This is a genomic window from Allorhodopirellula solitaria (assembly GCF_007859855.1).
GTDB classification, from domain to species: Bacteria; Planctomycetota; Planctomycetia; order Pirellulales; family Pirellulaceae; genus Rhodopirellula; species Rhodopirellula solitaria.
In genome coordinates this window covers 32529-47878 of sequence record NZ_SJPK01000022.1, presented here as the reverse complement: position 1 = coordinate 47878, position 15350 = coordinate 32529, and the positions used below count along the sequence as shown (strand labels likewise).

The following is a 15350-nucleotide window of genomic DNA, read 5'->3' as shown; positions in this document are numbered from 1 at the left end:
CTGCTCAGTGGAGTGTGGGATGCCGTCTATGAGAACTGGCTCCAGTCAAAACCGACCGTCGGCGACCTTATCAATTTGGAAACAGCGTGATGCAGGACTCGTCGAGCGCACCAAGCGGATCGCACCCTCTCGATGTCATGGCGATCACGCCAGCGGTCTCGGCCGCTGCGCTCAGTGAGAAAGAGTCCACTGCGACGCCAGCGCCAGCGCCCAACGAGATCGACACGCCGTCAGGACAGGTGGACACCGTTGGATTGGAAACTCGCTTGCACGCTCACTTGAACAGCCTCGGGATGAGTGTGCAGGGCGTGGAGGTGACCTCCAGCGACGACCGCGTGGATGTGCGTGTGGTCATCCCGGCGGGGATCCCGTCGATGCCGATTCGAGACGCCATTGATGTGTGGCTGGTGGAGAGTTATCCCAACCTCGATGCGTTCCTGGTGGAGATTGAAAGCGACGAGGAACTGTGAATCGACCGCCTGCGTCGTTGTCGCTCGATTGCCTGCGGCGACTGCAGCAAACGCTGCAGCGTCGGGTTGCCAGTCGCGATGCCGAGAACGTCCGTTCGGTCGGATTCTCTCCGCTGCAGTCAGGTGACTCGGGTGACGCGGTGGTTCAGGCCCGGTTTGATGTCAATCGAAAACGCAAGCGTGTCCCACCGGGAAAACGTATCGAGCCAGTGGAACCGGTGCGACTGCTCGACCGCTCGACGAGCACGTACCGTGAGTTGGAGTTGCCCACCCAGATTCGGCAAACGGGGAGTATCCTCCCGACTGGGGTGAGCATCTCGACAGAGGAAGGACGCGCCACGACGTCGATGGTGGTGCGGTGGACGACGGTCCGGCCGACACCATCACGTCCGGATGCCAGGCAACCCGACGACCCCAGGTGGCGTTGGGGGCTGGTGACAGTTTCCCATCTCTTCGTGGGCCGTGGGGATCTCGATAGCCAATCACGAGCGGCGGTGCGGCGTGTCGCGGCCTGCGGTGATGGCCCCGATGCGATTCGTTCCCGTGTCGCTGCTCGAGGACGCATTCCGGGCGGCCCCGACGTGGCGATCGTCGAGACGGGGTGGGATCGATTGTGGTTGAGCGGTTTTCTCCCGGAGATCGGACTGCCGCCACTCGCCGTGGTGACAGGCGAAGACCTGGCTCGCTGGGCAAGCACTGGGACGTCGGGCGACTTTGTCGGTGATGCCATCGCTGTGCCCTGGTATTGGGATGCCTTCTATCCAACGCTTGCGATCCCCACTCTCGGCCGCCTGCAACACATCATCGCATACGAGAGCGTCCCCAGCGACGAGCGACGCCGTTCGCCCTTTGGTCCCGGTAGCAGCGGTGGCGTGCTTGTCGCGGGTGGCTTGGTGCTCGGGGTGCAGGTTGCTGCCATGCGCCCTGAGTTTCGAGTCGGGTATGCTCAATCGTTCGACATCAGTCTGCAGTGGTTGCGAAAGAAGCTCCACGCGACGGCGCTTGATTGTGTCAACGTCGTGACAAAGAATTCTTAACCCGCAAAGCTCGTAGTGGACGAGGCGACGAGTCCCCTCAATACCGTCCACCATAAAATAATTTTCGCCAGATTCGCTCCTTATTGATCACGCGATGCGACTATGACTGCGTGTATCCGCCGATGCCTCTGAGGTGCCCGTGAATGATCGTTTAACCCGACCGACGCTACCGATTGACGAGGTGCTGCCTGAATTGCAGGCGGTGGTTTCGCGGGGGTGCCCCGTGGTTTTGAAAGCACCTCCGGGGGCAGGCAAGACGACGGGGGTGCCGTTGGCGTTGCTCGATCTGTCCGCTCTGCAGGATCAGCAGATTTGGGTCGTGCAGCCACGGCGGCTCGCGGCGCGGAGTGTCGCCGAGTTTTTGGCTCGTTCTCTCGGCCAACAGGTGGGCGAGACAGTTGGCTACCATGTCCGGCACGACCGAAAAGAATCGGCACACACCCGTGTGCTGCTCATGACGACCGGCATGTTCCTGAGGCGGATGCAGTCCGATCCGCTGCTCGAGCGGGCCGGCTGCGTGATTCTCGATGAGTTCCATGAACGCAGTATCGATCTCGATTTGTCGTTGGCGCTGACGCAGCGATTGCGGACCCAGTTGCGCGGCGAACTCCGCTTGATCGTGATGTCGGCAACGCTCGATCCGCAACCGATCGCCGACTACCTCGGCGCCGATGCCGTGTCATTGGCCTGTGAGGGGCGGAGTTTTCCCGTGGAGATTGTTTTTCATGATCGATGGCGTAAGGGTGGCAGGCGACGGGGGGAGCGGTCGGTTGGTGGGGGAGATTTCTCGCGACGGGCGGAGCCGTCGGTCGACTATGGGCGACTGGGGCAGGCGATCGTGGGGGCGTTGGAACAGACTGCGGGGCATGTGTTGGTGTTTCTGCCGGGGATCGCTGATATTCACCGCGCTCGCCATGCACTGACCTCGGTTTCGCTCGCTCCGGATGTCTCGGTGCTGCCGTTGCATGGGTCACTTTCACCGTCGCAACAGGACGTCGCGATTCGCGGAGGTTTCGACCGCGGCCGCAAGATCATTCTGTCGACGAATATTGCCGAGACGTCGGTCACGGTCGAAGGCGTCACGGCTGTAGTTGATTCCGGATTAGCAAAGATCCCCGTGCTGGATTCACGCTTGGGTCTGACTCGGTTGCAGACCGAACCGATTTCGATCGCGTCGGCGGACCAACGAGCGGGCCGCGCCGGGCGGACGGCTCCGGGCGTGGCGCACCGGATGTGGTCTGCGGCAGCTCAGCGGACACGGGAAGCCTACGATCGTCCCGAAATCCTGCGTGGCGACTTGGCAGCCACCGTGTTGACGCTGGCCAGTCTCGGTGAACGGGCTGACGAGTCGATTGCCTGGTTCACCCCGCCACCGGATCACTCTCTGCGAGCGGCTCAGGATCGCTTGAGTATGCTCGGTGCTCTCGATTCCCAGGGACGGATCACGACGCTGGGCCGTGAGATGGCGAGGCTTCCTTTGGACCCGCGCGTCGCTCGCTTTGTCTTGGCTGCTCGCCCGCACCTGCCACCTGCCCACGTCGCCATCGCCTCGGCCTTGTTGAGCGAACCGAACCCATTGAACTCGGATTCAGCGGAATATGAGAAATTGTCTTTGCCTGAGAAGGCGCAGTGGATCGCGGCGCACCCGCAATCGCTCCGCCGCAGCTTTCGCAATGTTTGCCGCCAGATCGAACGCGCGATGGGAGCGGCCGAGTCGCTGCCTGTCGGTGAGGATTCACCGCCCGCCCAGTCCATTGCTCGCGCCTTGCTCGCTGCGTACCCGGATCGCGTTGTGCTGCGGCGCGGTCACGCGTCCGACCGCGGCGTGATGGTCGGCCGCCGCGGTGTGATCGGCCTGCTTTCGCTCACCCACCTGGATCGCTCGGCAGATTGCTTGCTGTGCTACGACGTCGACGGCAGTTCGACACAATCGCGAGTCCGCGGCGCCGTTGCGATCGATGTCTCTTGGCTGCCCCCTGAAAAGATTGAGCACGTCACTGAGGTGGATTTTGACTACGAGCGCGAGGCGGTGGTTTGCCGTGACGTGCGGCGTTACGAAGACCTGATACTCAGTGAGACACCGGTTGCATGCGAGCAGAGCGACGCGGCTGCAAACCAGCTCCTGCAGGCCGCTCTGCAGGCTCCTGAACGAGTGATGCCATCGGCTGCGCCGGGGGATGAGAACAACCTGGAGACTGCACTGCACCGCATTGAACTCACCCTTGACCACGCCCCTGACAGTGAATCTTTGGGTATCGCCGAGCGAAAACGACTTTGGGAGGAAGTCTGCCGCGATCTCTGTCATGGTCGGCGCTCATTCGCCGAACTTCGCGGGGCGCCGTGGAAAGACTACCTGATCGGAAAGGTGGGGTATGATTTTTGGCAGCGGGTGCAGGCCGATGCGCCGACCCATCTGGTGTTGCCCAGCGGCAATCGTGTTAAAGTCGGTTACGCCGAGGGCCGCCCGCCATGGCTCGAGGCGCGGATCCAGGAGTGCTTCGGATGGCAGAGCACGCCGCGTATCCTTGGCGGCCGCGTCGCGATCCAGTTGCATTTGCTCGGTCCGAATCGCCGCCCTCAACAGATCACCGACGATCTGGAGAGTTTTTGGGCGAACACATACGGAGAGATTCGCAAGGAACTCCGGCGACGCTATCCCAAGCATCATTGGCCCGAAGACCCACAGACCGCCCAGGCCACACACAACGGACTCAAACCCAAGTAAGCAGCTTGGTCCCGAGACGCTCGACCCCTGCGTTGCCCTGTCACAATAGCCTGCTCAGAAAAATCCTCAACACCGAGAATATCTTCATGTCCAATCAACTCGCCCGTTCACTGAGTCCCTACTTGCTCCAACACCAGGACAATCCGGTGGACTGGATGCCGTGGGGCGACGAAGCATTTGCCCAGGCGCGTCAACGCGATGTGCCGGTGTTCCTGTCGGTGGGCTATGCCGCCTGCCACTGGTGCCACGTGATGGCCCATGAGAGTTTTGAGAATGAAGAGGTCGGCGCGTATCTCAATGAGCATTTTGTCTGTGTCAAAGTGGACCGAGAGGAACGCCCCGACATCGACCAGATCTACATGAATGCGGTGCAGTTGATGACCGGACACGGTGGCTGGCCGATGAGTGTTTTTCTCGACCATGACGGGCGGCCGTTCTATGCCGGTACCTACTGGCCGGTGACGCCGCGGGGCGGCATGCCGAGTTTCCCGCAGGTGCTCGATGCGTTGGTCGACGCGTGGGCTCAGCGACGCGACAGCATCGCGTCGCATGCGGGCGAGATCACCGCAGCACTGCAACAACTCGCCATCGGTACCGGGGCCACGGTCGATCAAGTCCCCGGGGGCGATCGCGTCGGTGTCGCTGTCGAACAATTACTCAAGACCGTCGATCTGACTTGGGGCGGATTCGGTCAGGCGCCGAAGTTCCCTCATGCAACGGATCTGGAGTTGATGCTGCGTGTGGCGATGCGAACCGGGGATTCGCGATTGATCAACGCCGCCGAACTCACACTCGACAAAATGGCCGCTGGCGGAATCCGCGATCACATCGGTGGTGGGTTCTCGAGGTACAGCGTCGATGGCCAGTGGTTGGTTCCTCACTTTGAGAAGATGCTTTACGACAACGCTTTGTTGGCGATGGTCTACACCCGGGCCAGCCAGGTGACGGGGCATTCGCGTCACAGCGAGGTCGCCGCCGAGATTTTGGATTACATCCAACGGGACATGCTCGACGAATCCGGCGGAATTCATTGCAGCGAGGATGCCGATAGTGAGGGCGTCGAGGGCAAGTTCTATGTTTGGGATCCAGCCGAGGTGCTTGAGGTACTCGGACAGGCGCGGGGGCGGCGGTTCTGCCAGATCTACGACATCTCCGAACGAGGGAATTTTGAGGGCCACAGCATCGCCAATCTGCCACGTCCGCTCGCTGAGTGGGCGACCGAGCTAGCGATCCCACTGGACCAGCTCGAGAGCGAACTGGCCGCGGACCGGGAGCAGTTGTGGAGCGTGCGTCAGCGCCGCATCAAACCGCAGCGTGATGACAAGATTGTCGTCGCCTGGAACGCCTTGGCCATCCGTGCCTTCGCAGTCGCGAGCGTCGTGCTCGGGCGCGATGACTACTTGCGCACAGCAATTCACGCAGCCGATTTTATTCTCGATTCCATGCGGGACGATTCTGGCAAACTCCTGCACGTCTATCGCGACGGCACCGCCCACGGGACGGCTTTTGTCGACGACCATGCACTGCTCGCCGAAGCGATGATTGAACTCTACGACGCGACCGCGGATGAACGTTGGTTGACACAGAGTGTTGGTTTGGCCGAAGAGTTGGTGGGGCGGTTCATGGACACCGAGGACGGTGGATTTTATTACACGGCCAGTGACGCCGGCGCGCTGATCACTCGCAACAAGGATTGGCACGATGGTTCGCTCGTCAGCGGGAGTGCTGCCGCTGCGATGGTGCTGTTGAAGCTTTCGCGGTTGACAGGAGAGACGCGGTTCGCCCAAGCGGCAACGGACACGCTGCGGGCGGGTGAAACCGTGATCCGCACCCAGTCCCGGGCTTGCTCGGCGCTAATTAGCGTGCTCGATGAGCTGCACCACGACCCAGGAGAATTGGTGATCGCCCCCGCCGCCGGGGCGGACATTCCATCGATCGCCCGGCAGGTATTGGCGGCTTACCAGCCTGGATTGAGTGTCGCCTGGGTGTTACCGGATGGCTCCGATGCGTCGCCACTCGCGGCCGCGCTGCGGGCAGGGAAAACTTCGCTGGGAGAGTCTTTCACACTCTATCGATGCCGCGATTTTCACTGTGAATCGCCTGAGATCGATCCCTGAGGAAAGGAGCCGGCGGCGCCCAGCTTTTCCCGGAGCTTGCGCCCGCTATGGTAGGCTGTGCCGACGACTCCCCTTTCACGGATCTCCTACCAACGCGAGGCAAAACATGATCCCCAAGAGCTATGAAAAGATGCACGAAGACTTCCCTGAATTCATGCAGGCTTATGAAGCGATGGGGAAAGCATCGCGTGAGTCGGGGCCGCTTTCGGACCGCGAGGTCGCGCTCGTCAAATTGGCCATTTCGATCACTGCGGGGCTCGAGGGCGGCGCCCATTCTCACACCCGCAAGGCGCTCCAGGCGGGATGCAGTGGGGAGGACTTGCGACACGTGGCGTTACTGACCGCCCCCACAATCGGTTTCCCGACCATGATGCGAGCGAAGAGCTGGGTCGAAGACGTGCTGGACAAACAGTGAACGCGGCGGTTGGCATCACGTGATCAATACGCGGGGAATTTCCAACAGCTGTTTGGTAGTGGACGAGGCGACGAGTCCATCGATTACCCACAAGCATCCCGAACGGGATGATAGAAAATAGCCGTAGGTCAGCGCAGCGCCACCTACGTGCGTTCGTTGGTCACCGAACGTCGACCCCGAAGTGGGTCGCAGGCCTCGTCATGAATGATCTTCAACCCCATTCGGGGTTGGCGTTTGCATTTTGCGATGTATCCGGTGGTGTTCGCTCGCGCTCAAACCACCGGCTATTTTCTTCAACGCCTTCGGCGTAGGAGAATTTGTGGAGAATCATGGACTCGTGGCGTCGTCCACTACCGAACAGGGCTCGTGGCGTCGTCCACTACGAGATGTCCTTTAGGGCTGCGGCAGGTTGTTTTCCTCGCCGTCGGTTTTTCCCGACGCGATGCGGTCGATCGCATTGAGTATCGCGAGGATCGTGCTCTCCACGCTGTCGGTACTGACACCGACACCACGGTAGGTCCGTCCTTTGTGTTCGACTTCCAAGTTCGCTTCACCGATTGCGTCGCGACCGAGCGTGGCGCTGCGGACGCGAAAGTCTTTGCACACCAGTTCGATGCCGGTGATTTTCTCGACCGCCCAGAAGGCGGCATCAATCGGCCCATCTCCTTGTTCTACCTGTTCGGTGAACTCCTGACCCGCGTGGCCCAGGGTGACACGAACGCGAGGCGTCTGGCTGCGAGAGCTAGTGACTTCGTAATCGAGCAAGCTCCACTGGGACGTCTCCGGTCCACTGATCTGTTGCTGGACCAAGGCCACGATGTCGCCGTCGTAGATTTCTTTCTTCTTGTCCGCGAGCACCTTGAAGCTTTCGAAGACCTCCTGCAACTGTTCGCCACTGAGGGTGAAGCCCAATTGTTTGGCTCGATCGGCCAAAGCGGCCCGGCCGCTGTGTTTGCCCAGTACCAAATCGGTTTTGGCAAACCCAACCTCTTCGGGGGACATGATCTCGTAAGTGCTGCGCTCCTTCAGCATCCCGTCTTGATGGATTCCCGATTCGTGGGCGAATGCGTTGCGGCCGACAATGGCTTTATTGCGTTGGACGTGGATGCCCGTTGTCTTGCTCACTAAACGGCTGACGGGAACGAGGCGGCGGGAGTTGATACCGGTGGACAAGTTCAAGCAGTCCTTGCGTGTTTGGATCGCCATGACGATCTCCTCGAGGGCCGCGTTCCCAGCCCGCTCACCGATGCCGTTGATCGTGCATTCAATCTGGCCCGCACCACCCGCGACAGCGGCCAAGGAATTGGCGACCGCCATCCCTAAATCATTGTGACAGTGGGTGCTCAGCACAGCCTTGTCGATATTGGGCACGCGATTGCAGAGCATCTGGAACCGTTCCAAGACCTCTTCGGGTGTGGCGTAGCCGACGGTATCGGGAACGTTGATGGTAGTGGCACCGGCATCGATCGCAGCTTCGACAACGCGGCACAGGAAATCATGTTCGGTGCGGCAGGCATCTTCGGGGGAGAACTCCACATCGTCGCAGTGCGTGGCAGCCCGCTTCACTCCAGCGATTGCCCGCTCGACGATCTCGTCGGTCGACATCCGCAACTTGAATTGACGGTGGATCGCGCTGGTGGCCAAGAACACATGGATGCGGCTGCTCGGGGCGACCTTCAACGCTTCCCAAGCCCGATCAATGTCTTTCTCGTTGCAGCGAGCGAGACCGCAGATGGTCGAACCGCGGACGGTTGCGGCGATTTGCCGGACGGCCTCGAAATCCCCTGGCGAAGCAATCGGGAATCCCGCTTCGATCACGTCAACGCCCATGTCGGCCAGGGCCGCAGCCACCTCCAGCTTCTCGGCCAAGTTCATGCTCGCACCGGGCGATTGCTCACCATCGCGAAGCGTGGTGTCGAAGATGCGGATGTGGCGCGTCGCGACGCCAGGCGTCGGTTCGGTTGCGGAGGAGTCGGCGGCAGACGTGGGCTCGGACATGGCAGTAAAAGTGAAAGAAGGTGGGAAAGAATGAACGGTTGACGAGCATAAAAAAAGCCCGAGACGCAACTTCGGGCGGCTCGGGCTAATTCGTGTTCAGTGGTGTGCGGAAACGCGATGGTCTCGGGTCACACGACGAATCGGCTCGAGCTGCCGGGTAGCAGGCCGAGGTCGAGTAGCAGTCGTCGAGTGAGTTGAATCCGCATGTTTTTCAGAATAAACAGTGTTCACGAGATGCGTCAAGTGGTGACGAAAAGCACCGGCTGCCTTCCTTGAGCGAGAATCGTTCGCAGAGGTTCGTTTGCGTGGAGCAGAAAATTCGGCGGCCATCCCAGCGGCGGTTTAGCGTCGATGTTCGGACAGGTTTTCAATCATAATCGCCAGGGCGGCGCTGACCATCGGCGTGCTCATGCTCGGGGCGTCTGAGTTCTCGCGAGCCACCTGGGCAGGCGCCAGTGGAACATGGAGGAATGCCGATGCCGTTCGCATCCCAAAAGAGCTGATGTAGTGTTGGCTGAGAAACAGAGCCGCGTTGCAGAGGTAGGTGCCCGCATGATGCGAAACCGCGGCGGGAATACCAGCATGGCGAATGTGCTGAGCGGTGCTCGCCAGCGGTAGGGGGCTGCGATAGGCGGCAGGGGCGCCGCTGAGAATCTCGCTGCCATCGGTTCGTAGGTTCAGGCCGATCGCCTCGAGACGCAGCCCTGACGAACCCGGCGATTGGCCGCAGTGCAAGGCAAAATCATAGTCTTCCTGCAGGTCCGTCCGCAGCTTTTCACTCATTTGGCTGAGGTCCACCGGGTAGCGGCGGGTCACTACTTCGACCGCCCCGTCATACCAGCGTGTCAAATCGATCAGCGCCAGCCAGCTGGCGTTGTCGGGCCAGCGGTCATACGGTTCGAAGGCGGTAAGGAGGACGCGGATCACGAGCGAGGTCATTCTCAGGGGAAAAGGGGACTAGGGGAGTATAGTTCCCGCTGGGCGTCGTGATTCGCTTCGAATGGAATTTTTCGGTACAATCGTCGGTAGCGAGCGTCACATGGTCGGGACATCGCGCTGCCGTGCGAACCTCCGCACGGCTCGTTTTGTCTTGGTTCTTCAGTGCTGCCGAGACCTTTTCCAAATCACTAACCCTCGGAGTTACCGACATGTCAGCTCAAGTCGATCAGCTCAGCGCTTATTTGGATCGAGGCACGATTGTTTATGATCAAGACGAGGAACGCGGACTCTTTCGCATGCTTTTTGAGGGCAAACATGGCGACCTCCGCGTGACCATGATCATCGATGAATCCATGCTCCAGGTTTTCACCCACCCGGCCAATAAAATCCCTGAGAGCCATCGACAACTGATCACCGAAGCGACCACGCGGGCCAATTATGGCCTCAAACTCGGTAATTTCGAAATGGATTTGGAGGATGGCGAACTGCGATATCAGACTGCCCTGCCCCTGGGCGACCCGTTCCCCGACGACGACGTGATCGATCATATCCTGTACGTGGGTGGCGCGATGCTCGATCGCTACATGCCAGCGTTCTTGTCGATTGTCTACGGCAACGAAGACGTGAAATTAGCCATCGCCGCAGCCGAACTGTGAGCCTGTTAGTAACGCACGATCAATTTCTGTCGTAGTGGACGAGGCGAGGAGTCCAAAGCCGCAGGACTCGTCGCCTCGTCCACTACTAAAACCGACACTTTATTCATCGTGTGTTGCTTAGTTAAGGCTCATCCGTCGGAAGCGTGCGCGCGAGGTTTTCAAGGCATGGCTCCCGTATCCAAGGATTTATTTGTGGGATGTGACTATCAATGTTAGACTGGCACTGCCGTGAGAGACGGAGCCGAGCTCTGCAGAGGTGCTGGCTTGGCAAGGGATATCTCGGTCGCCAGCGTTTCCCTGCAAAAGCGGTACGCCAATGGTGTTGTCGGTCCCTGGCGAGCGTTTGTTCGTCAGGGACACATATTTAATGTGGATCGTGCTGTCGGCAACTTCCCGGCTGGTCCGAGATCGCCCCGGTCGCCAGGAACCTCGCGAGCTCAAACGCCGAAATCAATCAAAATATCCCAAGCTGAAAAAGCCTCGACCCAGCCGAGCCAAGCGGATCGCGGTCGAGCCCGTGAAACCACCAGAAAAGCCCTAAGTCCACGCCATTCGAGCTCGGCTCCGTTTCTCCCGGCAGTGCCAGTCTAACATTGATAATCACATCCCACAAATCAATCCTTGGATACGGGAGCCATGCCTTGAAAACCTCGGGCGCACGCTTCCGTCGGATGAGCCTTGAATTCTCTCCTCGGCAACGCTTCTAGCGGGTGGCTCGTCCGTGTGCCCTCACCCATTGCTGCTATCCTGAAGTCGAGTTGTGAACCATTGAAAGTTGCCTAACGGATTGATGAGCGAGAGACTCGTGAAAGATAAACTTCGGCTGGTGTTAATTTGCGCATTTGTTCTGCCTGCCATTGCGTCAGCCTTCGCAGAGGAGCGACGCCCCAACGTTCTTTTTGTCTCAGTAGACGATTTGAACGACTGGATTGAGCCACTGCGTGGGCATCCGCAAGCGATGACACCCAACTTCACTCGTTTCGCGAAGCGTTCGGTCTGTTTTACGAACGCCAACTGCCCGAGTCCTGGCTGCAACCCGTCCCGTACGGCAATCATGACCGGTTTGGCTCCCTACACGTCCGGTGTCTACTCCAACTATCAAGACTGGCGTGAGGCGATTTCAAACCACCAAACGATCGGCGCCTATTTTCGGCAGCAGGGTTACTTCAGTTCCGGTGCGGGAAAAATTTTCCACTACCATATGGTCGACCCTGAATGTTGGGACGAGTACTGGCCGTCGCAGCAGCAAAACATGCCCGACGATGCCTTGCCTGATTTCACCGAGTCGAGGCTCGCGACGGCTGATAAGCCAACGCCAGCTACAATGAATATGCCAGCGTTCGATCAAATGTATGGAGCGTTCGACTGGTCGGCCCTGGATATCGCCGATGAAGAAATGGGAGATTTCAAGAGTGTCGACTACGTGCTGGGGCAACTTAACAAGCCACGCGACAAACCACTATTCCTGGCTTGTGGTATCTACCGACCGCACCTGCCGTGGTATGTGCCTGGCAAATACTTCGACATGTTTCCACTCGACGAGGTGGTTCTTCCCAAGCGTTTGGAAAACGATCTCGCAGACGTCGGGCCACGCGTACGGGACATCGCTTCTCGAGGCGGAGGCTACCATCAGCACGTTGTGGAGGCTGGTCAATGGAAACGGGCTGTTCAGGGATACCTTGCGTCGATCGCCTTCGCTGATGCGATGTTCGGACGCTTACTCGACGGTCTCGACGAGAGCGGTCAACGCGAAACCACTATCATCGTGCTGTGGTCCGACCACGGCTGGCAACTTGGCGAGAAACAGCATTGGCGTAAGTTCGCGCTCTGGGACAACGTCGTGCGTTCGGTGTTAATGATCCACGTTCCCAAGAACGCTCCCGGACTGCCCGACGGTTCGGCCGACGGACAGCGGTGCCATCGCCCTGTTTCTTTACAAGACATCTATCCAACTCTAGTCGATCTATGTGGCCTGCCGACGAACAACCAGATCGACGGCCACCGTTTGACGCCTCTGCTCGAGGAACCTGAGGGACGATGGGATCACGTCGCGTTGACCACGTACGACTTTGGCGAGTTCTCGGTGCGCAGCGAGCGTTATCGGTACACTCGCTACATCGATGGCAGCGAAGAGCTTTACGACCATCAATCGGACGCCGAAGAATGGCATAACCTAGCGGGAGATCCGAACTTCGCTCAGATCAAGAACAAACTTGCCGCTCAGATTCCGGAGTCGCCTGCTCCGCTGGTCAAAACGTCTGAGAAATTAGATCCGCACCACATCCCACCTTTCCGCTCTCGATCAGAGTATGACGAATGGCTGCAGCACGGCAAGGACAATCAATACTTGCTCAACAAGTACTGGCAGTGAGCCGAGCGGCAGATCAAACAAGACAGGCAGCTGAAGCGGCAATGACTCGTCCACGACGACAGCTGGCACGAACGCACCTACCGCTCGCCCAAGAGTCTCGTTCGGCTACGTCTTTGGGAGACTTCGTAGCTCAACAGCCTCCGTGCCGTTTTCGATTTGTTCGATCAGGTCGCCAAGTTGCTCAATGATAGGCGACAGCATTCTATGCTCGCGGTGGGCGAGCAAGTCCTTTTCGAGTTCTCGAAGTTGAGGCAATACAGGTTTCGCCCCTGCTCCGTAGGTTTCCAGCGTTTTCAGGCATTGCGTGATACGCGCCTTCTTGCCCCACTTGTCGATCTCCATGATCTCGATACACAGTGGCATGCCTTCTCGGATGCGATGCTTAGCCAGTAGCTCGACACCGGCGAGACGGACCTGGTTGGCAAACATGATTCCGCTCGGTGCGGGCTCGACAATCGCTTGATGGATCGCAGGCAGCAGTGGCTTGATTTCCTCGTAGGTCAGATATTTAAACACAGTGCCAACGCTGCCGCGTGCTCGGCCATCTTGATTCTGCAGGCCGGCGCGAACGGCTCGCAACAGGAGATCACGGTCGACGCCGTCGAGTGACCCGCCGATCAGGCCACCTCGACGGTTGAATAGACTGAAACAGAGAAAGCGTTGTTCCATCCCTCTGGGATCTTGCTCCAGATCGGGGCTGGCGAGTCGCTGGAGCATCACCGGAACTGCAGACATTGCTGGTTCGCCGATGCTCGCAATCGCTTCCCCGGCGAGGATACGCAGGCACAGATCGTCCGACTCCAATGCCCCCGTCAGCGCGGACACACTAGCGGCCGGATCGGCACTCGGCTCAATCTGCCCGAGTGCCTCGGCGGCCCCATAGCGTGAATAGCGATCGCCAGAGGCAATGAGTTTTAGCACGGCTGGCTGGAAATCGCCCTTGCGTTTTCCCAATTCCCGAGCCGAGCGTTTGCGAACCGAAGGCGACCAACTGGTCAACCCGCCGAGCAAATCCTGTTCGCTGCGATCTTGGTACCGGAAGCGATCGTTTTCTTTCGTTGCGAAAAAACCGCGCCCCGCAGCGATGACATCATCCACGTCCGACTGATCGAGTGGCGGCACGGAACTGGGCTTTTTGCCAGTGATGTAAAGACTCTTCAATGGCAAGGCATAGGCCAGCAGATATGCCCCCGTGCTATCGAAGTCGGCGTACTTCCCGTGCTCCTCTTCGCCGTACGGCGATCCTTGGTATGGATAGCTGCCGTCCCATTGGCGTGCGAGGTCGTAAAGCCAGGATTGCTCCTTCCAGTACGCTGCACTGGCGAGCGGACCACAGCGAGACACGCCCGGCATCGCCCACAGGATATTGAAGAAATTACCCGTGTGGCCACGTTCTCGCTCATCGTAAGCAGCCGTGGCCATCTTCGCGAAGAAGCTGGACGCCTCCTCGTCGCCCAACAGATCAAACATCACGGCCACCATCGAACATTTACCGTTGTCTTCGTGCCCGGGCCAGGGCTCATGGTCACCGTAAGGGATCGCGCCCTTGTCGACATACCATCTGAGAAACCGGGCCGACCGAGTGATCGCGAGATCCAGGTCGGGATGATTCACACCGGCCTCGCGGGCCAGCACCATGGAAATGGTCAACGGGATTCCTGGCGAATTCATACACCCGTATCCGCCGACGCGACCATCGGGCAACGCAAATCGATGTCCCCAAGAGCCGACGTTACTTTGACCGTGGGCAGCCTCCAGAGCCAGTCGCTCTAACCCAGGCATGACCGAGTCGTCGCCGGTCGCAATAACATACTCCGCGAGGAACATGATCCCATACCCATAGTGCCAGGTGGCAAAGTCGTCGGTCCAATATCTGGATACCTTCCGGGCGTAGCCCGCGAGCAAGGGATGGTATTTTGGCTGCTCGCTAGCGAGCAGGGCAAGGGCGTTGATGCTGTTGGGAATCGACACGCGTCTGAACCGCTGCTTCGCGATCACGTCGCAACCGAGCCGGAAGATCTTTGCCGACTTTTCACAGTCATAGGGAGCTGTATCGCTGTAGGTCCCCATCACTGGAATTTGGATCTCCACATTCTCGGATAGGCCATCACGCCAACGGATGAGCTTGAGAACACCGCCGGATTCTTCACGCTCGGCTTGCGTCACGGCGCGAGCAAACTCAATCCGCGCATCGTCATCAAATGGCGCGCCGTCAACCCCGAGAATGATATCGTCGACTTCCAGGACGCCGTCCGCAGGTGAACCTTCGGCGACCCGTGTGATTAAGATTTGACGCGCATCGGCAGTATGCTTCCACGCATAGACCCAGCCTCGAGCGCCGGTTGGCCCGAGCGTCCAAGCGTGGCTGCCGTCGGTTTCGTCTCCCTGTGTGAGATCGGGAATCTTCTCCAGACGAATGGCTGGCGGTGCCGCAGCACCTATCGAAGCTGCGGCGGCTACCGCGAGCAACACGACAAATAGTTGCTTGACCTGATTCTGGATGCTCATACTGCAGCTTCAATCGAATGTTCAGTGAAAGGATGGCGGGCGGCTCTCACAGCATCTTAGATCTTTTCCCTCCGATCTTCATCACAGCCTCTGGTTTACGCGAATGAAGCATCC

10 protein-coding genes are annotated in these 15350 nt (G+C 59.2%); 7 read left to right on the top strand and 3 right to left on the bottom strand.

What is annotated here, in order from left to right:
- Window positions 1–89 precede the first annotated feature (89 nt).
- From CA85_RS22590 to CA85_RS22570, 5 genes are all read left to right on the top strand, one after another.
- A complete protein-coding gene (locus CA85_RS22590) occupies window positions 90–470 on the top strand; it encodes a hypothetical protein (protein ID WP_146393636.1) in 381 nt (126 codons plus the stop codon).
- On the top strand, window positions 467–1507 hold the full coding sequence (locus CA85_RS22585) for a hypothetical protein (protein WP_146393631.1): 1041 nt from the start codon (window positions 467–469) through the stop codon (window positions 1505–1507). The genes CA85_RS22590 and CA85_RS22585 overlap by 4 nt, the downstream gene beginning before the upstream one ends.
- Before the next feature lie 139 nt (window positions 1508–1646).
- Window positions 1647–4232: an ATP-dependent helicase HrpB gene (gene hrpB, locus CA85_RS22580; RefSeq protein ID WP_146393629.1), complete on the top strand. Its 2586-nt coding sequence runs from the start codon at window positions 1647–1649 to the stop codon at window positions 4230–4232.
- An 86-nt stretch (window positions 4233–4318) separates the two neighbouring features.
- Window positions 4319–6349 (top strand): thioredoxin domain-containing protein, encoded by a 2031-nt coding sequence (locus CA85_RS22575; RefSeq protein WP_146393627.1) that lies wholly within the window; start codon window positions 4319–4321, stop codon window positions 6347–6349.
- 106 nt (window positions 6350–6455) lie between these two features.
- Window positions 6456–6764 (top strand): carboxymuconolactone decarboxylase family protein, encoded by a 309-nt coding sequence (locus CA85_RS22570; RefSeq protein ID WP_246113079.1) that lies wholly within the window; start codon window positions 6456–6458, stop codon window positions 6762–6764.
- A 393-nt stretch (window positions 6765–7157) separates the two neighbouring features.
- Here CA85_RS22570 and CA85_RS22565 read toward each other — a convergent pair whose 3' ends face one another.
- Window positions 7158–8762, bottom strand: a complete 1605-nt coding sequence (locus tag CA85_RS22565) for a 2-isopropylmalate synthase (protein ID WP_146393625.1) — start codon at window positions 8760–8762, stop codon at window positions 7158–7160.
- Window positions 8763–9104: 342 nt separating this feature from the next.
- Window positions 9105–9689, bottom strand: coding sequence for a pyroglutamyl-peptidase I (locus tag CA85_RS22560; RefSeq protein WP_246113078.1), 585 nt, complete (start codon window positions 9687–9689; stop codon window positions 9105–9107).
- Window positions 9690–9910: 221 nt separating this feature from the next.
- On the opposite strand from CA85_RS22560, the gene CA85_RS22555 reads away from it, so the two are divergent.
- On the top strand, window positions 9911–10357 hold the full coding sequence (locus CA85_RS22555) for a YbjN domain-containing protein (protein WP_146393621.1): 447 nt from the start codon (window positions 9911–9913) through the stop codon (window positions 10355–10357).
- A gap of 805 nt (window positions 10358–11162) precedes the next feature.
- Window positions 11163–12728 carry a sulfatase gene (locus CA85_RS22550; protein WP_186775144.1) on the top strand — a complete coding sequence of 522 codons (1566 nt, stop codon included), beginning with the start codon at window positions 11163–11165 and terminating at the stop codon, window positions 12726–12728.
- 105 nt (window positions 12729–12833) lie between these two features.
- On the opposite strand, the gene CA85_RS22545 is transcribed toward CA85_RS22550, so the two are convergent.
- Window positions 12834–15236, bottom strand: a complete 2403-nt coding sequence (locus CA85_RS22545) for a DUF6288 domain-containing protein (protein ID WP_146393619.1) — start codon at window positions 15234–15236, stop codon at window positions 12834–12836.
- Window positions 15237–15350 lie beyond the last annotated feature (114 nt).